A 21289-nucleotide genomic window follows, 5' to 3' on the forward strand; every position below is an offset into this window, starting at 1 on the left:
TGCCGTTGCGAAGCAACAGTGGTATTAAGCACGCCTAGCGTGGTTCTTCAGCCTACGCAAAGGTTTGACCCGAGTGATGACTCGTTAAACACAAACAACAAGGTCAGGTGTTTGAATGGCTGCCGTTGCGAAGCAACAGTGGTATTAAGCACGCCTAGCGTGGTTCTTCAGCCTACGCAAAGGTTTGACCCGAGTGACGACTCGTTAAACACAAACAACAAGGTCAGGTGTCCGAGTGGCTGAAGGAGCACGCCTGGAAAGTGTGTATACGGCAACGTATCGAGAGTTCGAATCTCTCCCTGACCGCCATATTAAGAACAACGCCCCGCACGCAAGTGTGGGGCGTTTTTCGTTGTCTGGCTTTTCTCTTGGCCGAACCGCAAACCGCGATGAGGGCTGATCTTAGCTTGATACACCGGTTAGCGTTCTAACCCCAGTCGTACTCGCTTCGCTTGTTTCAACGCGCATTTGCACAAATGGCCATCAAGGGCGGGACAGTTTTTGCAGGGCTTGCCTTTCCACGGCTTGGTTAACACGATGCCGTGATGGGGAAAATGGTGGCGGGTAGGCTCGGCCGGAGCTTGGTTGAGCCCAGCCACAAAATCACTGGCCAGCTGTTCGCATTGGCTCTTATCGAACTCGGTCAGATCAACGCCTTGCTTTAACTGCTTTTCGAGCTGTTTCTTCACTGCTTTTAGCAGAAGTTTGGCGGCTTTTTTATTGTCTTTATCTTTCTTGGCCATAACTGCCCCAAGGGTAACTACCTATGCCGATAGTAGCCGAAACTTGGGGCAGAGGATCAGTTAATTAGGCGACAAAATTAAGTTTGGCCTAATCGGTTTTGCGATGTTGACCTGGCGATATTTTCCTTGCTGATAGGCTTCAGCCTGATCGGCAAAATGTTCGGAACTGCGTACGCCACTTTGCCCCAAGGGGCTGATCACATTGGCAACCGTAGGCGTTGCCATGTCGATGATCCGCCGAGTGGATGGGCCAAAGGTCGCTTGGCGCTGCTCCCCCTGATAACGATAAGAGATGTTGTTGATGGCTCGTTTGGAACCGTGCACGGGCAACGATGGCCCTTCAAATAACTTTTGTAACAGGGCATTGGTGCCTAACGCGTGGCGATGGCGACTGCTGGCGGTTTGCTGCCACTGGGGCAAATCGCTGCCCAATTGATCAACGGTGGTGCGCCAAGCGCGACGAATGGTGTCTTGCTGGCTCTGGGCGGAATACTGGTTGAGGTTGTCCCACCACGGCGACGTGGGTTGCTCCAACACTTGATACAGCATCTTATCGATCAACCCTTGCCGCACTAAGCTATCAAAGCGTTGTGGCCCCAGTTCATCGGCAAATATCTCTTGCAGCAGATTGGCGTAGAACGCCTCGAAAATCGCCGGGCCAACGTGATCGCCGCGATAACTGCCATCCCACTGTTTCAGCGACTGCAGCGCGTGGGATTGTTCGTTCGTGACGGCATTCAGTAACAAAGGACGCAACCGCATTACGCGCAGGTTGCGGCTGTCGTTCTGCAGCTGCTTCAGCTGTTCTACGCTCCAGCGCTCGCGGCTATTCAACTGTTGCTCTAACCACTGGGGCCGAAATTTCGGGGCGTAATAGCCGGATTGCTCCGGTTGTTGCAGCGGGGCTGAGTAGGGGTGGTTGGCGGAAAAAATCAGCCCAGATTCTGGGTTTATCTGCTTAGGGTTATCTTCAAAAGGGTAAAAACCTTGGGGCAAGTTCGCGCTGCTGGCACCGTCGATGATCATGGCGCCGCTGATCCCCTCGGCGCGCTTCAAATAGTGCGCCACCGCCCACTTGGCGATATTGCCTTGGTCGTCGGCGTACAACAGATTAACCCCAGGAGACCAGATCTTGCGTAAGCTGCGTTCGGTTTGCGCTAAATCGGCGGCGTTCAGCAGCTCAAACAGCCCCTGCAGCGGTTGGTTGCCCGCTTGGGTGAAGGTCCAGTACAGGGCAGTGGGTTGATCCAGCTTTAGCGCCCGATCGACTCGCGGCCCAAATTGGGTGACTTGGCGTTGGTAATGCAGTGAATCCGTGCCGGCGATGTCGATGGTTTCATCCACTAATTGCATCGGTTGGATGGTGTCGTCCAGCAGGTAATGGTTGTCGCCAGTCCGCAGTTGATACAGATCGGCGTCGTCGTTCAACAGCATGGTTAGCCCCCAGGTGCGCTGCGGGGTTTGCCCCAGCAGCGGCAGCGGCAAGCCCGGCAGATAATGACCATAGAGGCTGCGCGTAGGGGTGTGGATCTGCGCTTCATACCATACCTGTGGGGTGGAATAACTGATGTGGGGATCGTTGGCAAACAGGGGGGCACCGGTGGTGCTGCGTTCGGCGCTTAATACCCAACCGTTCGAGCCCTGCATCTGTCCCATCGGCAACAGCGGATCTAAATCCAGCTGGTGCCAACGCTGACTGATCAAATCAATGTTATCCGCTTCTTCGTTGGCCCAGTGCCCCTCTAATGCATGCAGGTAAGGCTGCGACAGCAGTTGATGCAGTTCGGTCATCAGTGGATCTTGCTTGAAGGCGCTGGTAAAGCTGTGCGCCATGTAGCTGAGGGTGGCGAACACATCGACAGGGGCAAACGTTTGCGGCTTGCTGCCCAGTAACTGATATTCCAGTGGCCACGGCAGGGTGGCGATGGCGTGGTTGATGCCGCTGACGTAGGCGGCTACCCACTGTTGCAGTTTTGGATCCGAATCCGCCAAGGCGATGGCTTGCTGCTGGCTCCACTGGCGCATGCCAAGGGCGCGAAACAGTTTGTCGGTATCAACCGCGGGCTCACCAAACAGGGCGGCCAATTCGCCTTTGCCGACGCGACGCAACAGATCCATCTGGAATAGGCGCTCTTTGGCGTGCAGCCAACCCAGCGCCATGATGGCGTCGTTGTCGGACTGAGCTTGCAGTGATGGTACGCCGTATTGGTCAAATTCGATGGCGATCTTCGCGGACAGCGATGGCAATTGCTCCAGCCCTTGATAGACCGGCTTGCTGCGCCACAGTTGTAAGGCTGCAATGGCAGCGACCACGGTGGCGAGCAGAAGGGAAGACGCGATGGTAATTTTTATTATGCGACTTAGGATCATAGCTTGGCCTGTTGGCAGGCCGCAGTGTTAATGAATTGTGTATTTATTCATAACACTTGCCTTGCTGGAGTAAAAGGCCTAAGTCGCTGTTGTTTGGTTTTAATTTTAAGCCAAACAGGTTTCAGGCTGCATCACTACGGCGTTAAACGCGGCGGGATCACGCAAAATGGCACGGCCCACAGCGGCCAAATCCAGCTGTTTATCACGCAGTGCTGCTTCAATAAAGGACACCGATTCGATGCCACCAACGCCGATCACTGGTGCGCCAATTGCGCCGCATAAGGCTTGAGCTTCCGCCACCAAATAACCTTCCCCGCGGCGGGATTTGGGTCTGTTCCAGCCACCAATGCCAGAGGAGACATCAACCAGTGCCACTCCGGCATCCACCAGCCACTGTGCCACCTGCTTCATGTCTGCTTGGGTTAATCCTTCGGGGTAAAGATCTTGGCCTGGGATCCGCACCATCAGCCCCAGCTGCGGTTGGCGTTGATGGATTGCGCTGATGATCTCCAGCAGTAATCGACAACGGTTTGCGAGGCTGCTGCCGTAGTCATCTTCCCGTTGGTTAGTGAGCGGCGATAACCACTGGTTGAGGCCATAACCGTGGGCACAGTGGATCTCAACCAGATCGAAGCCTGCTTTGGCGGCGCGATCCGCTGCGGCGATAAAATCATTGCGCCATTGGTCAATGTCGTCGAGTGTCATGGCGCGGGGTTGCTCAAGCTGACGATCGTAGGCGGGCACCGTGATCCCCGATGGCCCCATCATGTCGCCACAGATGTCACGGCTGCCTTTGCCACCGCAATGGGTTAATTGCAAGCCGGTCAGAGTACCAGCCTTGTGTAAGGCGGTTGCAATGGCAGTTAAGCCGCTGAGGCACTCATCGCTGTGGGCGCCAAGCTGGTTGGGCTCGCTGCGCCCGTTTAGACTAACGTGGCTGTATTCCACCATCACCAAGCCAGCACCAGAACCAGCCAAATTTTGATAGTGGCTGATCGTTTTAGTCGTGGCAAGGCCATGACGATCGGCGGTTTGCGAGGCCATTGGTGGCACCACTAGGCGGTTACGTAGGCGGTGGCCACTGGCCAGTGATAACGGCGTGAAGCGAAGCTCTGACATCGGTGTTCCCTGATAGACGCGAATTGGCAGTGAGTATATCGCCGTTCCTCCATATAATAAGAAACAAAATGGCAATAACAGATTCCAAAAGGGAAACATGCTAAAGCTGAATGATCTGCAGATCTTCGTTGATACCGCTGGCCACAGTGGTTTGCGCCAAGCCGCCGATGCGTTGGGTTGCCAAGCTGGTACCTTATCAAAAGCGATTAAACGGGTAGAGCAACACTACCAAACCGAGCTGTTTGTTCGTGGGCAGGGACGCTGGCAGTTGACCGATGCCGGGCGGCACCTGTTAAGTCGCGCTGATCAACTGTTGGCGTTACAGCAGCAGATTGAAACCGAGTTGGGGCAACCGAAGCGATTGCATCTGCGGATCAGCGGGGCGCCAATGTTACTGGCGCGGCATCTGCAGGAGGTGATAGCGCCGCTGCAGCAGCGTTATGGTGAACTCACGTTAGAAACCATGCACGATCAAGGGCTAGGGCGCTTGCTGCACAATCAGGTGGATTTGGCGTTGGTGAGCAGCACCGAGGCTGCGCCCTCGGTCAATGTGCACGCCAAACGCTTGCTGACCACGGAGTTTCGGGTGGTGGCCAGTGCCGATCACCCCTTGGTGCAACAGGGGCTGCAGCATCATATCGATAAGGTGTTGCAGTACCCGTTTGTGGTGCCGTCTCAACCGATTTACGGCGATACCGGCAGCACCTTAAGCCGTGATGGTTGGCATGATGAGGTGTTTGGGCGGCAGATCGGTGCGAGGGTGGATTCGTTAGCGGCATTGATGGCGTTGGTCGACAGCGGCCATTGGCTGGCGTATGTGCCAGACTACCTGTTGGCAGAGCGAGAGTTAGCGGTGATCAACACCGAAGGCTGCCCCTATCATTGCATTCAAACCACGTGGCTGTGTGCCCAGCAACCGTTGCGGCGGCACTGGTTAGCGGCAGTGATGGCAGAAGATAGGGGCTAAAGCAAATTAGGCCGCGTTTTGGGCATCGCTGTGGTTTGCGTCTTTGGCTTGGGTTTTTTTGTTGAGCTTAGCGTGCAGGTACAAGCCAGAGGTTTTCATCAAATAACCCATGCCAACGCCCACTACCAACGATGGGATCACCAGCTGCCAGTTGCCGTTGGAGGCAAAGGTGGCGCAGCAACCAATAAAGGTGCCGGGAATGTAGCTTAACCACTCTTTCTTTGCCTGCAGGCACATAAGCATCGAGATCACACCTGTAATGATGTAACCGACGATCTCGATGTTGGCGATGGTGGAAAGCTGAATGGCCACCATGCCCCAAAACACGCCGCTTACGTTGGCTAGCATGCTCAGCGCCAAGCCCTTAGGGCCATCTTTGGGGGAAGCAAAGTAGGTGGTGCAGCCAAGGAAGCCCGCCCAAGTCAGTAAGCCGAACGCGATAGAGAGCCAGCCCCAAAAAGCAGAGAGCAGGCCAGTAGTAAGGGAAATAGCAACCAATACGGACATGAGTTGGTGTCACCATGAAAATCAAACAAGGTAGGAATCTACCCAAATCCCGCCCAAGTTAAGGCGAAGCAGATCACACATTGGTAACTCGATTACACAAGCGGCTGGAGAAACTGGGACCGGCTGTGATTAAGATCACGCTTTGCTGGTGTTGGCCGTAGTTTGCTAACAAGTCGATGTTGGTTAACGTGAAAAGCGTGCTGTGATCCGCCCAGCTGACCGAAGAGGGGGATTCTTGGTTGGTTTTTCGGGCTTTCGCGCTGAGTTGCGAAAGCAGATAACGAAAAAGCCCGCAAACCTAAATAGCTTGCGGGCTTTCGAGAATGTGTAGTGGTCGGCCAGAGAGGATTTGAACCTCCGACCCCCGACACCCCATGACGGTGCGCTACCTGGCTGCGCTACTGGCCGACTACCCAGCTAATGTTACTTAGCGGCCGTTAAAATGCAATAGAGAAAACAACTAACTGATTGATGTTTAGCCAATTGCTGCCATTACTGGGCGCGGAAGCGTTTGCCTTCTTCCATCATCTTCAACAACGTTGGTACGTCGAGTTTGGCGTCGCGTTGGCGGCGGTAATCAAAATCGTAAACGCGGTAGCTGCCGCTGTTGTTGATCACGGTTACGCCACGGTTGGTGCGTACCGCAAACTGACGGGCGTTGCCCATCACTAAGTAGGGCTGCGGTGCCGGTTGGTACAGATCGGTGCCAAAGCTGTAGTCGCGGCTTGGGGTGGTGCACTGCAACAGCTGCGTCATCAATGTTGGCACCAAACCGTAATGGCTGGTGGGGTGATTGATGGTGCGTGGGCTCTGGCCATTCCAGCGGATCAGCAGCGGTACCTCGGTGGCTCCTCGGCTGAAGTTATTGCCACTGTCGTCGGTCAGATCGGTGGTGAACACATGGCCATTAGTGCCAGTAATGATGAGCACCGTGTCGTCGCCAGCGGCCTGCACTAAACGCTGGATCTGCCCATCCAAGAAATGCAGGGATTGTCGGTACTGATTAAACAACACCTGTTGGGCATGGTTTAACGACGTATCGGCGCGTACGGTCGGGATCCCGACCACCCCAACCGGAGTGCTGTAATAGGCACTGGCGGATAAGCTCACCAGATTAAACTGGGCGCGATCACGCTGGCGGATTTGGCCGATCACTTGGGCGGTAATGGCGATGTCTTGCTCGGCCACCACTTCATCAACTGGGGTTTCAATTTGATTGAAATCCTGCAACCAGACATCGGTGCCAAGGCCGGGTTTCACTTGTTTTAATCCAAAGGCATTTAGCTGGTAACCGGCGCGGGTTAATTCGGTGCTCAGTACGGGCGCGGCTCGATCCCGCCCCAGTGGCTGGCGGTAGGATGGCAACATGCCGTATAGCAGGTTGTAGATCCCTTGGTTGAACTGGTTACTGGCGGCGCTGTGGCGTTCAAACCAGTGGCTGCGCTTGGAGAGCGCCATCAGGTACGGCATGGTTGCCGTATTCACCATGTCGGCACGCCAGCCATCAATGGTGATCATCAGTACGTCGGGGCGGGCACTTGGGCCGCATTGCAACGGACTAATGGGGTAATTCAGTTGGTGGGTCGGCGGAGTTTGATCGCTGACGGCACCAATTTCATCCACTTCTAAAATGCCCTGCTTGGCAATAAAGCCACGGGCAGTGGCAGGGTAGTGCAGTGGAAAGATGTCATCTTGGGCCGTGATCGGCTGATAGCCAGTGGCATCGGCCCAGATATGGATCAGGTGAGAACCGACAAAGCAGCTCACCAGTACCACCACCACTTTGCTGCCCATGCGGCGGCGGCGCACACGCGCTAATCGCTTCCACAAGCCATTGGCTATCACCAGCTGCAGTGCCAGTAGTGCCACCGGCACCACCGCCAAAAATGGCGATTGCAACAAGGCACTGATGTCGGAGCTGGCCACATCAAACACAAATGGATTGAGGTGCAATCGGTAGTGGTCAAAAATTTCAGCGTCAAACGCCAGCAGGGTTAATCCTACGGTGGCAACAACGGCCCCAAGCCCACGCAAGATGTGGGAAAAGGGCAGCAGTAGCGTTACTGGAAACAGAGCAAACAGATAGCCGGCAAACCCTAAGAAGGCAAAGTGACCAATCCAGTTGATCACCATATAGACCTGCGCCAACAGCGTGTCTGGCCAGCCTTGCACATACAAAAAACGGCTGGCGATAAGCATCGCCAACAACATATTGATGAAGGTAAACCAGTGTCCCCACAGTACCAGGGGAGACACGTTGTCTTTAGTGTGGTCGTTGAATTGCATTCTTGGGCTTCATGCCTAGTAAGTTAGGCTTATCCTACGGCGAATATCTGTGGTTATCCAGCGAGTAAATTCAATTGTTTAGGCGTCGTCACGGCTATCGATAGAGGCTTTCAGCGCTTGCGCAAACTGGTCTGCCAATACGGCGCGGTTGGCCGGAGCAATTTTGCTGTTGATGATAACGGTGGCGGCGTTGCCTAACGACATCAGCGCCAGATCCGTTGGGGTTTGGTGTTTTTCCATCACTGCCAGCAGATCCGACAGCAGGGCTTCCACTTGTTGATTGCTGTATTTAGATACGATCGCCATTGAGTTTTCCTGTGATGTTGTAAAAAGGGCGGCATATAATAGCGGCTTTTGTTGCCAACGACTAATGCCACAGCCATGAGTATTAAAATTGAACAAGCCATCATCCACACCGTCAACCAAGGGAACGACGGTCAACTAGAGTGCCGTTTACGCTCGCAGCCACTGAAGCAGTCTTTGGCTGCGGACGATCTGATAGCAGAACTGCATCGGCTTTATACCGCGAAAGCGGGCAAAGGCTACGGCCACTTTGGGGTACCCGTTAATGAAGATGGTAGCCCAGCAGGGGAAGCCAATGAAGAATTTGAGCAGTCCTTAAGCCAGTGGCAAGCCGGAGAGCTTGGGTTTGTCGAGTTCACTGCGGCCGCGGGTAACTTACTGGGTAAAGAGCTTTCTAAGTACGACTTTGCCACCGGCGGCTACCTGCTGTTAGCCAACTATAGCTACATCGCTAACAACTACCTGTTTGTGGCGTTGATGTCGGCGAAGCCGTCGGTTGCGGTGTCTGCCGAGATGGATCTGCACGGCATGGAGCACTTGGATCTGTCCAACATGCAACTAACCGCCCGCATCGATTTGACCGAATGGAAAGCCGATCCCACCTCGAAGAAGTACCTCTCTTTTGTTAAAGGCCGTGCTGGCCGCAAGATTGCCGATTTCTTTTTGGACTTTATGGGCTGCATTGAAGGCATCGACGCCAAGAAGCAAAACCGCGCCTTGATGCAAGCGGTAGAAGATTACGTTGGCGATGCCGAGCTGGATAAGTCGGAGCAACAAGATTGCCGCGATGCGGTGTTCGATTACTGCAAAAGCCAGATCGCCACCGGCGACAACGTACAACTGACCGACATCGCCGACGAATTAGCCGATAAAGGACTCGAGAGCTTCCATCAGTTCACGTCCGATGGCAGCTACGATTTGGCGGAAGAGTTTCCTGCGGATCAAAGCACGTTGCGGCAGTTGAAAAAGTTTGCCGGCACCGGTGGTGGCGTGTCGCTTAGCTTTGATGCTCAACATTTAGGCGAACGAGTGCAATGGGATCCGGCTCGCGACACCATAACTATTCAAGGCGTGCCACCTAACTTGCTTGATCAGCTGATGCGCCGTACCGGCGGCAAAAGCGAGTAAGCTTTAAGCACAATTTATGCAGTAGTGGCTGCAGTGCATAAAAACCCATGAATATTGCATTTGAGGCTGTGATCTCGGTCACTTAACTGGTGGTGGCCGAGGCTTTTCAAACGCAGAGGGGAGCGGTAGGATACAGGCCCACTGACGATTTCAATGCATAAAAATGCATAGAAAAAGAAATACCCCCAAAGAAGTACAATAATCAGGGGGTTTACTCGAACTACGGGTCACCAGATATTATGCAAAACAACTCGCTGCGGAACGTATTGATGTTCCTGATCCCATCATTGATGGGTGTATTCCTTTTCATGACGCCGGTACCACACACCGACGGCATCACCATCCCAATCGCGGTACTGAAAGACTTCTTGCTGGGCTTGATTGGCGATCAGATTGGTTTGGTTGTCGCCAGTGCGTTAGTGCTGTCGGCACTGGCAAGCATCGTCACCAAATTGCTGCGCCCGCAAGCGGTGCTGCAAAACAACTTTCTTAACTCTTTGCTGAACCCATCTTGGGTGTGGTTTTCTATCCGCTTATTGGGCGCCATCTTTGTGTTGATGGTGATGACCAGCACTGGCCCTGAATTCATTGCCGGGGAAACCACCGGCGCGTTCGTGTTTACCGAACTGATGCCAACGCTGTTTGCGGTATTTATCTTTGCTGGCATGTTGCTGCCGCTGCTGACGCACTTTGGCTTGCTGGAACTGATCGGCTCGTTATTTACCAAAGTGATGCGTCCGCTGTTTGGCCTGCCAGGGCGCTCGGCGGTGAACTGTTTGGCCTCTTGGTTGGGCGACGGCTCCGTTGGGGTGCTGATGTCTTCCAAGCAGTATGAAGAGAAATGCTACACCCAGCGCGAAGCGGCGGTGATCGGCACCACCTTCTCAGCGGTATCCATCAGCTTCAGCTTGGTGGTGATCGCTCAGGTAGGCTTAGATTCGATGTTTGTGCCGTTTTACCTAACCGTCTGTTTGGCTGGTTTTGTGGTCGCGCTGATTGTGCCGCGTTTGCCGCCACTGTCGAACAAAAAAGATCTGCTGATTGATGGCACCGAGCGCACGGAAGACGCCGAAGTGGTACCAGAAGGCCAATCGGTATTGGCGTTTGGTTACCAAAATGCCCTTAACACGGCGGCCAAAATCGACAGCTTAGGCAGCGTTTTGCTGGTTAGCGTAAAGAACGCCTTTGATATGGTGTTTGGGGTGCTACCAGTGGTGATGGCCATTGGCACCATGGGCTTGATTGTGGCGGAGTACACTCCATTGTTTGCGTGGTTGGGGATGCCTTTTGTGCCACTGCTGGAGCTGCTGCAGATCCCCTTTGCGAAAGAAGCTTCTGAAACTATGGTGGTGGGCTTTGCGGATATGTTTATCCCATCCATTATCGCCGCGGGCATTGATAACGACATGACCAAGTTTGTGATTGCGGCGCTGTCGGTTACTCAGTTGATCTTTATGTCTGAAATTGGCGCGCTGCTGTTGGGGTCTAAAATTCCAGTAAATGCCTTTGAGCTGTTTGTGATCTTCTTGCTGCGTACCTTGGTTTCGCTGCCAGTGATTGCCGGTGTCGCCCACCTTATCTTCTGATAACGGTGCCACCACGGCAGTAACCTGCATTGATAAAGCCGAGCCCTGTGCTCGGCTTTATTGTATCTGGAGGTTAATAGCGCACGAATATGGCTGGGGCAGAACCTAAATAGGGTGTTAGGGTAAACATCGTAAATACTATTAGGGCGTTGCTATGGAAAGCGTAATTCTGACCAACATCGAAACCATTCCTGGGAAAACCATCACCACTCACCTTGGGCTGGTGCAGGGCAATACGGTGCGAGCCAAGCACGTTGGCCGTGATTTGATGGCGGGGTTAAAGAACATCGTCGGCGGCGAGCTGCAAGGCTATACCGAGTTGCTGCAAGAGTCGCGTGATGAAGCGATCCGGCGGATGGTGGAACAAGCGCAAGCCATTGGCGCGAATGCGGTCATCAACGTGCGTTTTTCGACCTCGTCGGTCACCAGTGGCGCGGCAGAGCTGCTGGCTTATGGCACTGCGGTTGTGGTGGAGTAACCGTTATGGCCAGTCTCGCAACGGTTGTGGTGCTGTTATTACTGGGGTTTGTGTTTGGCCGTCGTGCCGAGGCGCGTCACTTCAAGCGCTTACGGCAAGAAGAAACGCGGCTGCAGTCCATGTTGATCTTTAATACCAAAGTGATCCCCCCACAATTCCAACCTTGCCAAGTGGCGTTGGTTGGCGGCAATGCGGTGATCGCGGTGGATTACTTTAAAACCTTGATCGCCACATTACGCAATATTGTTGGCGGTAACGTCACGTCGTACGAATCGTTATTGGAGCGAGCCCGGCGGCAATCAATAGTACGGATGAAACAAGAGGCAGAGCGTCAAGGGGCGCGCGCGGTATTCAATCTGCGGCTTGAAACCTCGGCCATCGGCCAAGGGGAGGGCGGCAACAACGTCTCGGTTGAGATATACGCCTACGGCACGGCGGTGATCCCCGATGAGTAACTACGTCAATCGACAACCGCCAGAAAATAACCATCAAGCGGGCTCGCCATTGCCCGAGTTTTTTACCTTGCTGGCAGCAGTGACCTTGATGCTGTTGGCGCTGTTGCTGATCTTAAGTCAGGCGGTGAATTACTTTGGCCAGCATGTGCCCTTTAGTTGGGAGCAGCCATTTGCGCTGAAGTGGAGCGAGCAGCGCCAAGCCACCCCAGCACAGCGCAAAGTAGAGCAACTGACCGAACGGCTGCTGCAGCAGGATCCTCTGCCCGATCCAATCTCGATTACCGTTACGGTGTTGGATAACGCGGAACCGAATGCGTTTGCCGGATTGGGTGGCGAGATAGTGATCCATCGAGGATTACTGGAAGCGTTGCCAAACGAGAATGCCTTAGCGCTGGTGTTGGCCCACGAGATCGCCCATGTACGCCAGCGCCATGTGGTAAAAACGTTGACCAAAGCGGTGGGTGTTGGTGCCATTTTGGCAGCCCTTGGTGATGGCGCTGGCATGGTGTTTCAGTCTACGACTGAGATGAGCCGCTTGGCTTTCAGCCGCGAAGATGAAGCGCAAGCCGATGAGTTGGCGGTGCGGATGCTGCAACGTTACTACGGCCATACTGAGGGGGCCGCAGCACTGTTTGAAGTGTTAACCAGCAGCACCCCACAGTGGTTAAGCAGTCACCCAGCCAGCGGTGTACGCCGCCAAGGGATAATGGCGCACTCGGCAACGGGCACGGTGACGCCATTGGCGGCGGATTACCTGAATTTCACCATTGATGCTCAGTAACCGAGCCGGGATTATCGCAGCCACAAAAAAACCAGCCATCAGGCTGGTTTTTTTAGCAATTTAGCACAAAAAGCAAGCGTAAGGCTTACTCTTCACCGTCAAAATCGCTGAAATCAAACTCGTCATCGATCTCTTCCAGATCAACGTCTTCACCGGCTTCAGCGCGTTCCGCTTCACGTTGGGCACGCTTCTCAGCGGCTTTCTGCTCGGCTTTTTCAGCTTGACGCTCAGCAATGGCTTGACGCTCGATACGAGCTTGACCGTGGCGTTCGTTACGAGTTGCTTGGTTTTGTTGGAACTCAACCAGCATCTGTTCGCCCCATGCCTGTGCTTCCGCTTCGGTGGCAAAACGGCCTTTCTTCTTAGACACCATGGTCTTGCGGTTGGATACTTTGCGGATGATTTTTGCAGTCCACTTGTCTTCAGTTTGTTCTACCTGAAGTGCGAATTTTTTGCTTTGAGCCATGGTGACAGGTTCCTAGGTGATCTAATTTCAGAGTCTCCGGCAGCGTCGGCGCAAACCGCGCTGAGAACCGGGGCGCACAGTATACGCCGCTAAGATTATTATGCCCGTGTTTTTGTGTTCGAAACGCAATTAAAGCGTGCAAAAAACCAAAAAGAGAGCCGATAGGCTCTCTTTTTTTGTGCTTTCGCGGGAAGTTAAGCGGCTTGTTCTGGCTGCTGTGCCAGCATGCATTCGCCAAACTTGTCTACCACGATTGGGGCGTGTTCCATCGCTTGCATCAGGCCCAACGAAGCAACTAAGCCCAAGCCGTGCAGTGCGAAGGTTGCAGTGCCCGGTAACTGGTAGGCAACGTAAACCACCAAAGCCAGTTGTGCGATGCCAGCCAAAATGGCCAGGTTGTCTTTACCCGCAGATACGGTGGCTGCGGTCAGGATTGGCAAAATCAATAGGCCGTAACCTAAAGGGCCAAAATCAGCACCATTATTAACAAATAAGGACGGATCAGCGGATTCCATCAACGGATGACTCCAGCAGAAAGCGGCGAGAAGAGTGATGAAAGTGGCTACGGTTTCGCGTCCCATGGTGAACCTCGGTGTTGTACATGTTTGCTTGTTGTTTTTTCTTTGTTAGTGGCCTAGGGCCTGCGGCCAGTTTAGGGGGATTATGGCGCTGCAAACAAGGGCTATTTGCGGCCAATGTGCCGTTTTATTAGGCGGTCGACAGTTTTTTATCACAGTGCCAACAGCGGCGTGGACGTCGGTCACACTGGCTGGCCAATTACTGCGATCAAGATCAAAAAAGGGAGCCCGCAGGCTCCCTTTATTTTTTCATTAACGCTTAAGCGGCTTGTTCGTTTGGTCGCGCCAGCACAGGGTTTGATTTCAACTCTTCGGGGTCAAAATCGTCCACATTGATGGTTTGCAAACGGCCGGTTTCAGCATCACGCAGCAGCTGCGCTTCGGCGTCACTCAGTACGTTCAGCTCCAGCCCTTTCGCGGCGATGCGATCGAGGAACATAAACGGCAGTTTCTCACCGGCAGCGTCACACACTTTGTCGTACAGTGGTTCGGCTTTTAAGATCAGCGCCAAGGTGTGCTCAAGCTTACCCAAGGCGTTGTTGTCGTGATGGGCCAGCCATTGACCAGCCAGCAAACGGTCGCGGGTGGCGCTTGGGGTTTGCAGAATGCGAGCAACGCGATGATCGGTTTGATCCGATGGGCGCTTAATTGGGCGACCAAATGGGAACAGAACCACTTTCAACACCTTGCCCAGCACACCGAAGTTTTCCAGCAGCTCAATCTGTGCGGTTTGCAGCTTGTGCAGGGCGTCTTCAACCCCCCATTGCAGCAAGGGCAGATCGTCGCCCATGCGGCCATCGTCGTTGTAGCGCTTTAACGCCCCCGACACTAAGTACAGTTGGCTTAGCAGATCGCCCAGGCGAGCCGAGGTGCGCTCTTTGCGCTTCAAGCTGCCACCGAGTACCGCCATGGCAACGTCTGACAGCAGCGCTAAGTTGGCGCTAAAGCGGTTCATGTGCTGGTAGTAACGCTGGGTTTCATCTTGATAAGGGCTGTTGCTAAAACGCGCGCCGGTTAAGCCCAACCACAGGCTGCGGGTTAAGTTGGTGAACACAAAGCCGATGTGGCCCCAAATCGCTTTATCAAATTCGTTCAACGCTTGGGCTTTGTCTTCTTTAAAGGCCGCTTCCATTTCGTTGAGGATATACGGGTGACAGCGGATCGCGCCTTGGCCGTAGATGATCATCGAACGGGTAAGGATGTTGGCGCCTTCTACGGTTACTGCGATAGGCGCGCCTTGGTAGCTGCGGCCCAAGTAGTTGTTTGGCCCCAAGCAGACCCCTTTCCCGCCGTGGATGTCCATGGCGTCGACCACGGTTTTTTGCATCCGATCGGTTAGGTGCATCTTCACAATGGCTGAGATCACCGACGGCTTTTCGCCCAGATTCAAGGCGGTGGTGGTTAGAGTAGAGACCCCATCCATCAGGTAGGCGTTACCACCAATGCGGGCTAATGGCTCTTCAATGCCTTCCATTTTGCCGATAGGCAATTTGAACTGACGGCGAATGCGACAGTAGGCGCCAGTCATGCCAGCAAGGGTTTTTAACCCACCGGCCGAGCTGGATGGCAAGGTGATGCCACGGCCAACCGACAAACATTCAACCAACATGCGCCAGCCTTGACCGGCCATTGGGGTGCCGCCGATGATGAAGTCCAGCGGCACAAATACCTTGTTGCCACGGGTTGGGCCGTTTTGGAACATGGTGTTCAGTGGGAAGTGACGACGACCAATTTCAACCCCAGGCAGATCCGTTGGGATCAACGCACAGGTGATCCCCAGTTCTTGTTTGTCGCCCAGCAGGCCATCGGGATCCCGCAGTTTGAATGCCAAGCCCAGCACGGTAGCGACCGGAGCCAAGGTGATGTAACGCTTGTTCCAAGTCAGTTCCATCCCCAACACGTCTTCGCCTTGCCACTGGCCCTTGGTAACAATACCAAAGTCAGGAATGGCGCCAGCGTCAGAGCCCGCTTCAGGGCTGGTCAGTGCAAAACAGGGGATCTCATCACCCACAGCCAAACGCGGCAAGTAGTGATCTTTTTGTGCTTCGGTACCGTAGTGCTGCAGCAATTCGCCTGGGCCTAATGAGTTAGGCACGCCAACGGTTGAGGACAGCACGGTGTTGTGGCCGGCCAGTTTTTGCAGGATCTGCGACTGGGCGTAAGGGGTAAACTCTAACCCGCCGTATTTCTTCTTGATGATCATCGCGAAGAATTTGTTGTCTTTTAGGTACTGCCATACTTCTGGCGGCATATCGGCCAGTTCATGAGCCACTTCGTGCTCTTTGACCATTGCCATCACTTCTTCACAGGGGCCATCAAGGAAGGCTTGCTCTTCTGCAGTGAGGGTGGGTTTGGCGTAGTTGTGCAGTTTTTTCCAATCCGGTGCACCAGAGAACAGATCCGCGTCCCACCAAGTGGTGCCCGCTTCGATCGCTTCTTTTTCGGTGTCGGACATCTCCGGCATAATGCCTTGGTAGGCTTTAAGCATCGGTTTGGTCAGGTACTGCTTACGGATAGAGGCAACGTTAATTGGCACGGCGATCAGTGCGAACAGCGCCCACGCCAGTACGCCAACATGGCCTAAGGCGGTGCCAGCGGCCAGAAACAGTGCCGCCGTTGCGGTAAAGACGGGTAATGAACGGCGTTGGTAAATCAACGCCGTTAGCACTACTACGGTGGTAATGCTCCAAATCATGGTGATCACGGTGTTACTCCTTTATCTTGCGCCCACTCACAACAACAGTGTGAATTTGTGTGATGGGTCACAGTTTATGCGGTGGTCAGACCTCTGTCACGAAAAAATTAAACGGATGTTTAATCTTGGTTGCGGCTTTTGCGCTCAAGTGCGCTTGGGGCAAGACTCTTAAGCGGTTATCCTTGTTGTTAATTGAGTTTGAAATCGAAGTGCAAGGCGTTAAATTTCATGTGTGAATTGCTGGCGATGAGCGCCAATGTGCCAACCGATATTGTGTTCAGCTTTACCGGTTTGGTTGAGCGAGGTGGCAAAACGGGCCCCCATCGCGATGGTTGGGGGATCACTTTTTACGACGGCCCAGGAAATCGCACCTTTAAGGACAGCGATCCCAGCTGCAATAGCGAAGTGGCCAGCATGTTGAAAAGCTACCCGATCAAATCGAAAACGGTGATCAGCCACATTCGACAGGCCAATCGTGGCAAAGTCAGCTTGGAAAATACCCACCCCTTTGGGCGTGAACTGTGGGGCCGCAATTGGACCTTTGCCCATAATGGCCAGTTGTCGGATTACCTTGAGGCATTAACCCCAAGCCGATTTACGCCGGTGGGCGCAACCGACAGTGAATTGGCGTTTTGTCACCTAATGGATAAGTTGGCGGCGCATTACCAAAACGACATACCAAGCCGCGAGCAGGCGTTTCGTTTTATGGCGCAAGAAGGGGTCAAGCTGCAGCAGTTTGGGGTGTTCAACATGCTGCTGTCCGATGGGCCGTATCTGTTGGCGTTGTGTGGCAACAATTTGCACTGGCTTACCCGCAAGGCACCTTTTGGCCAAGCCAAGTTGATTGATACCGAAATGGTGATCGACTTTAAGCAAGAGACCACCCCAAACGACGTCGTTACGGTGATCGCCACGCGGCCACTGACCAGCAACGAGCAGTGGCACCAGATGTCGGCCGGAAGTTGGATCTTGTTTAAAGATGGGGTTGAGGTCGCGCAAGGGTAATCCTGCCCGTTGACCTGCAGCAGTCACCCAGAAACGAAAACGGCGTGCCCAGTGGCACGCCGTTGTTGGTTTAGGCTCAACCGCGTTACTCGTGGTTGTCGATGTCGAGCTTGGTTAGCGACATGCCTGCCTTTAGTTCACCATCTTCTAGATGCTGAATTTGAGCAATCACGTAATGCAGATCCTTCGCTAGCCACGCGTAAGTCTCTTTGGGGCTATCGGCATTACGAATGCGCGCCACTTTAATGGTGTTTAACTCGCCGTAAGGGGTGCTGAGTACCTCTTCACCCACCACTTGGTATTGAATGGTGCGCTGCTTGGTTTTAACGATGTAGTCGTAACTCATTTGAGTTTTGCCACTGGCCACATCAAGCCGCAGCTGCATCAGATATAAAATGTTGTCGTAGGTGGGCAGCTGATAAGGAAAGTCCGCCGCGCGATCTTTGTAACGGGCGTGGATCTGCTGGGTGCTGCTATCAAATTCAATCTCGGCACTAAAATCTGGGCCAGAGCCTTCGCGTTCCATCACATAGCGTTTCGGGATCAAGCGCTGTTCGTTGTCGAGTTCAAATAGGCTTTGCTCACTGCGCTTATCGCTCAGCAGTAGCCAGCCAACGTCGCTGACATAACCCATCTGATATTGGCTGTTGTCGAGCTTCTGCAGGGTGATCATGCCACCACCAAGGCGGCTATCGCCGTGGGTTACGTCGTAGCTGGCGGCGTAAGGGGTAAGGGGCGCAGCCCAACTCAAGCTGCTTAAAAATAACGTCAGTGCGGCAAACCAGCGCATTGTTGTTCCTTAATGTTTTAGTGTCCACAGCAACTCAGCGAGATCCGGTTGCCAGCGGTATTTGTTCATATTGATGCGACCATTGGTCACTTCGACCCCTTCTGCGCGCAGCAATTCCATCTGCAGTCGATAACTTTCACTTTCTTTGGCGATGGCGATTTTGCCACTGGCGGCGATCACTCGATGCCACGGCAGTTGCAGCTCATCGGGCGCGATTTTTAACGCTCGTGCTGCCAAGCGGTGGCCGCGAGGTTGACCAGCAAGATCCGCCAGTTGGCCATAACTGACTACCTTACCCTTAGGTACGGCCAGCAGAGTCGACCATATTTTGTTGATTGCTTCGCTCATATTTAAGAAGTTTATTCTTGATTAGCAATAGCTTAACAGTCTTTTCGATTAGTGACGACGTGGTTCGCTGGAAATAGCAGCGACGGCAGTGCCAAGGCCGCAGGGCTGAGCGATAGTTGCGCGAGTTACAGGATGAACGAGCAGCGCAAGTCTAAGGCGAATCAGAGGGCATTCGCATTGCGGTTGCCCGAATGCGTCTGCGTTAAAATCGGCTGTCTCGTTCACAGGGAACGCCATCATTGTCGCCATCCATTTTGGTATTGGGACAATGACGGATAAAAAACTCAGCCTCGGCGCGTGAGTTCATCTGGCTACAGTGTTGACGCCCATCGCACCGAAATACGGGGAGTGTTTTGCTCCTGCTTGGTGCTGGTGCTAGGTATTCGTTGTCGATGACTGGGGCAGGGCTTGGATCTCGATTGAACAGGTAGGGGTAAACAACGGTGGCGATGATCAATATCAGTAAGCCAACCGCCATGTTGGGCAGCAGGTTCGAGACGGGTTTATATACGTGTGATTGTTTTTTAAGGGTGCTTTTTACACCCTCAAGCCGAGCTTTGTTGGCTCGGTATTTTCCGTCACTCTGGCGCTCGGCTTCATAATGGACGTAATCGCCTTGGCGCGGTGCTCGGCTCATATGGCGCAAAGCGGAGATGTGGATAAAGACCGTTAACCCACTTTGCTCGCCCTTGATAAAACCATAGCCTTTGTCGTCATTCCATTTGACCAGTTGACCCCGTTCCATGACTGTTTTTCATTGCTGCCTAATTGTATGATTTTTATATGTTATTACATTATGGTTCGCCTTGGTAAGGGGTCATTTTAGCCCAAAAGTTGCTGACATTTTTTCAGCGGTAAGCAGCTGTAACTGACCGAGCGCTGTGTTTTTGAGCAATCAGCTGACTTGGACAATATCGATTAGGGGGCTGAGATCCGTTCAAAAACGTGATCTAAGTGGTAAGAGCAGTAAACAGTTGTGCACTGAAATTACGGCGGTTAGCGTGGTCAGACCACACTAATCTTTTTATTATCATTACCTTACGGTTTGGTTTTGACCTTTGGGTGAGGCCCTGGTTTTTTTGACTGGTGTTGGTGTGAATGCTGCCCTTGCCGTGTACGCTCAGTATCTTCTATTAACTTATTGAACTTTAAGGTTAAAAGTGGCTTCCCCTATTTGCTTTGTTGTTTTCTTGGTACATCTGTACCTAATTCCGTAAGCCGGAAGGCCGCCCAAAAGAGATTTGACTGGTGTTTTATGTTGTTTTGGTGCTCTATTGTGGTTGGAGTGTCTATTTTATATTGAGCAATTGCACTATTTTTCTGACTCCTTATGATGCGCGCTAATTCCGAATGTTGTACTGGATCGAACAAATATGAAAATTCGTGTTGTTGCCGCCCTAGTGATGGGTGCATTGGCTGCGCAAACTCAAGCGGCTGGTTTCCAATTAGCTGAAACCTCTGCCACCGGTTTAGGTCGTGCCTTTGCGGGTGAAGCCGCGATTGCCGATAACGCTTCTGCTCAAGGCCGTAACCCTGCACTGTTGATGGAGCTGCACGGTCAGCAGATCTCAGCGGGTATGGTGTACGTTGATCCAAACATCGATCTGAAAGGCGACGTAAACGTTGCTTTAGGCCCAATTGATTTGCCGATGGGTGATGCATCTGCTGATGACATCGCGCCTGCGGCCTTTATCCCCAATTTTTTCTACAGCAATCGCCTGAGCGATAAGCTGGCCATTGGTTTTGCGGTTAACGCTAACCATGGCATGGCGACCGAACTGCCTGCGGATCACGCCGCGGCTATTTTTGGTTCTGATACCGCCATTACTACCGTTGAGTTTGCTCCGGCGGTGGCTTATCAGATCAACGAGCAGTTTGCTGTGGGGGCCACCCTGCGGGTGATTTATGGTGACGGTAAGGTAACCGGTACGGTGCCAGCTTGGGTGCCAACCTTGGTTCCTTCCTTACCTGCGGGTGAAAAACTGAAGGCAGTGGAAGGCGATGGCATCGACTTTGGTTACCAGCTGGGGGCCACTTGGGAACCAAGCCAAGCCACTCGCATCGGTGTGAACTATCGCTCGGAAGTGGATCTGACGCTGGAAGGCGAGGCCGAAGGCATTGCTTACGGTTTGCAGCCTGGCGAGAAAAAAGATGGCGAATTGGTGCTGCCACTGCCGGCCACTGCCGAGCTGGCGGCGGTACACCAGCTGACCGACAAGTTTGCGGTACACGGTTCGGTTAACTGGACCGATTGGAGCGCTTTTGAAACCTTGACCGTTGATTTCGCCGAAGGCCCAAGCTTGTTGAAAGAAGAAAACTTCGAAGACAGCTGGCGCTACGCCGTGGGTGCGACTTATCAAGCCAACGACAAGGTGACTTTGCGGGCGGGTGTGGCGCTGGATGAAGGCGGTGTGTCTGATGAAAACCGTACCTTAAGCATCCCTGATTCCGATCGTCTGTGGTTCTCTTTTGGTAGCGGCTACCAGCTGAGCGAAAACCTGAGCCTTGATTTGGCATTCACTTACATCAAGGCGGATTCTGCGACCATCAACGAATCCGTAGCGATTGCTGATGGCGTGAACGCTAACTTCAGCGGCGAACTGAGCGGTGACGTATGGCTGGCAGGTACTCAATTGAGCTACCGCTTCTAAGCGCTTGCTGTTAAGCCTTTCGCTGAAAAAAAG

At 53.4% G+C, this 21289-nt stretch carries 20 protein-coding genes and 2 tRNA genes; 9 read left to right on the forward strand and 13 right to left on the reverse strand.

All coding sequences use genetic code 11. The annotated features are described in order from the left end of the window. Positions 1 to 221 precede the first annotated feature (221 nt). Positions 222 to 309, forward strand: a tRNA-Ser gene (locus Q0796_RS11795). 110 nt (positions 310 to 419) lie between these two features. On the opposite strand, the gene Q0796_RS11800 is transcribed toward Q0796_RS11795, so the two are convergent. The 3 genes from Q0796_RS11800 to Q0796_RS11810 form a co-directional block, all read right to left on the reverse strand. Continuing rightward, positions 420 to 743 (reverse strand): hypothetical protein, encoded by a 324-nt coding sequence (locus Q0796_RS11800; RefSeq protein ID WP_298443339.1) that lies wholly within the window; start codon positions 741 to 743, stop codon positions 420 to 422. A gap of 60 nt (positions 744 to 803) precedes the next feature. Beyond that, positions 804 to 3113 carry a penicillin acylase family protein gene (locus tag Q0796_RS11805; RefSeq protein ID WP_298443342.1) on the reverse strand — a complete coding sequence of 770 codons (2310 nt, stop codon included), beginning with the start codon at positions 3111 to 3113 and terminating at the stop codon, positions 804 to 806. A gap of 105 nt (positions 3114 to 3218) precedes the next feature. Beyond that, positions 3219 to 4232, reverse strand: a complete 1014-nt coding sequence (locus Q0796_RS11810) for an NADH:flavin oxidoreductase (protein WP_298443345.1) — start codon at positions 4230 to 4232, stop codon at positions 3219 to 3221. 97 nt (positions 4233 to 4329) lie between these two features. Here Q0796_RS11810 and Q0796_RS11815 point away from each other — a divergent pair, with 97 nt between their 5' ends. Then, positions 4330 to 5199 carry a LysR family transcriptional regulator gene (locus Q0796_RS11815; RefSeq protein WP_298443348.1) on the forward strand — a complete coding sequence of 290 codons (870 nt, stop codon included), beginning with the start codon at positions 4330 to 4332 and terminating at the stop codon, positions 5197 to 5199. Between the two features lie 6 nt (positions 5200 to 5205). Here the strand turns inward: Q0796_RS11815 and Q0796_RS11820 are convergent, their stop codons facing one another. The 4 genes from Q0796_RS11820 to Q0796_RS11835 form a co-directional block, all read right to left on the reverse strand. After that, positions 5206 to 5706, reverse strand: a complete 501-nt coding sequence (locus Q0796_RS11820; RefSeq protein WP_298443351.1) for a DUF1097 domain-containing protein — start codon at positions 5704 to 5706, stop codon at positions 5206 to 5208. A gap of 331 nt (positions 5707 to 6037) precedes the next feature. Beyond that, positions 6038 to 6114 (reverse strand) — tRNA-Pro (locus Q0796_RS11825). Between the two features lie 84 nt (positions 6115 to 6198). Beyond that, the gene (locus Q0796_RS11830) at positions 6199 to 7992 is read right to left on the reverse strand and encodes a DUF3413 domain-containing protein (protein ID WP_298443353.1); all 1794 of its coding nucleotides are present in this window, start codon (positions 7990 to 7992) and stop codon (positions 6199 to 6201) included. Positions 7993 to 8070: 78 nt separating this feature from the next. Beyond that, on the reverse strand, positions 8071 to 8298 hold the full coding sequence (locus Q0796_RS11835) for a DUF1414 domain-containing protein (RefSeq protein WP_298443356.1): 228 nt from the start codon (positions 8296 to 8298) through the stop codon (positions 8071 to 8073). Positions 8299 to 8373: 75 nt separating this feature from the next. On the opposite strand from Q0796_RS11835, the gene yejK reads away from it, so the two are divergent. From yejK to Q0796_RS11860, 5 genes are all read left to right on the forward strand, one after another. After that, entirely contained in the window at positions 8374 to 9423 is a 1050-nt protein-coding gene (gene yejK, locus Q0796_RS11840) for a nucleoid-associated protein YejK (RefSeq protein ID WP_298443359.1), read from the forward strand. Positions 9424 to 9662: 239 nt separating this feature from the next. After that, positions 9663 to 11009 (forward strand): YjiH family protein, encoded by a 1347-nt coding sequence (locus Q0796_RS11845; RefSeq protein ID WP_298443361.1) that lies wholly within the window; start codon positions 9663 to 9665, stop codon positions 11007 to 11009. A gap of 154 nt (positions 11010 to 11163) precedes the next feature. Next, on the forward strand, positions 11164 to 11487 hold the full coding sequence (locus tag Q0796_RS11850) for a YbjQ family protein (protein WP_298443365.1): 324 nt from the start codon (positions 11164 to 11166) through the stop codon (positions 11485 to 11487). A 5-nt stretch (positions 11488 to 11492) separates the two neighbouring features. After that, positions 11493 to 11942, forward strand: coding sequence for a YbjQ family protein (locus Q0796_RS11855; RefSeq protein ID WP_298443367.1), 450 nt, complete (start codon positions 11493 to 11495; stop codon positions 11940 to 11942). Then, a complete protein-coding gene (locus Q0796_RS11860) occupies positions 11935 to 12723 on the forward strand; it encodes a M48 family metallopeptidase (protein WP_298443370.1) in 789 nt (262 codons plus the stop codon). Before Q0796_RS11855 ends, Q0796_RS11860 begins: the two co-directional genes overlap by 8 nt. 85 nt (positions 12724 to 12808) lie before the next feature. On the opposite strand, the gene Q0796_RS11865 is transcribed toward Q0796_RS11860, so the two are convergent. The 3 genes from Q0796_RS11865 to fadE all read right to left on the reverse strand — a co-directional run bounded on the left by Q0796_RS11865 (position 12809) and on the right by fadE (position 16471). Then, entirely contained in the window at positions 12809 to 13189 is a 381-nt protein-coding gene (locus tag Q0796_RS11865) for a DUF3622 domain-containing protein (protein WP_298443372.1), read from the reverse strand. A 194-nt stretch (positions 13190 to 13383) separates the two neighbouring features. Then, positions 13384 to 13770: a hypothetical protein gene (locus Q0796_RS11870; RefSeq protein WP_298443375.1), complete on the reverse strand. Its 387-nt coding sequence runs from the start codon at positions 13768 to 13770 to the stop codon at positions 13384 to 13386. Between the two features lie 256 nt (positions 13771 to 14026). Then, positions 14027 to 16471 (reverse strand): acyl-CoA dehydrogenase FadE, encoded by a 2445-nt coding sequence (gene fadE, locus Q0796_RS11875; protein ID WP_298443378.1) that lies wholly within the window; start codon positions 16469 to 16471, stop codon positions 14027 to 14029. A gap of 219 nt (positions 16472 to 16690) precedes the next feature. Here fadE and Q0796_RS11880 point away from each other — a divergent pair, with 219 nt between their 5' ends. Beyond that, positions 16691 to 17467 (forward strand): class II glutamine amidotransferase, encoded by a 777-nt coding sequence (locus Q0796_RS11880; RefSeq protein WP_298443380.1) that lies wholly within the window; start codon positions 16691 to 16693, stop codon positions 17465 to 17467. An 85-nt stretch (positions 17468 to 17552) separates the two neighbouring features. Here Q0796_RS11880 and Q0796_RS11885 read toward each other — a convergent pair whose 3' ends face one another. The 3 genes from Q0796_RS11885 to Q0796_RS11895 form a co-directional block, all read right to left on the reverse strand. Beyond that, positions 17553 to 18257, reverse strand: coding sequence for a DUF3108 domain-containing protein (locus Q0796_RS11885; protein WP_298443382.1), 705 nt, complete (start codon positions 18255 to 18257; stop codon positions 17553 to 17555). Between the two features lie 9 nt (positions 18258 to 18266). After that, entirely contained in the window at positions 18267 to 18605 is a 339-nt protein-coding gene (locus tag Q0796_RS11890; RefSeq protein ID WP_298443384.1) for a methylated-DNA--[protein]-cysteine S-methyltransferase, read from the reverse strand. Between the two features lie 202 nt (positions 18606 to 18807). Continuing rightward, a complete protein-coding gene (locus Q0796_RS11895; RefSeq protein WP_298443387.1) occupies positions 18808 to 19350 on the reverse strand; it encodes an excalibur calcium-binding domain-containing protein in 543 nt (180 codons plus the stop codon). 628 nt (positions 19351 to 19978) lie between these two features. On the opposite strand from Q0796_RS11895, the gene Q0796_RS11900 reads away from it, so the two are divergent. Then, complete coding sequence (locus Q0796_RS11900) at positions 19979 to 21256, forward strand: outer membrane protein transport protein (RefSeq protein WP_298443389.1); 1278 nt, start codon at positions 19979 to 19981, stop codon at positions 21254 to 21256. Positions 21257 to 21289: the final 33 nt, after the last annotated feature.

The organism is uncultured Ferrimonas sp. (genome assembly GCF_947489035.1).
Classification (GTDB): domain Bacteria; phylum Pseudomonadota; class Gammaproteobacteria; order Enterobacterales; family Shewanellaceae; genus Ferrimonas.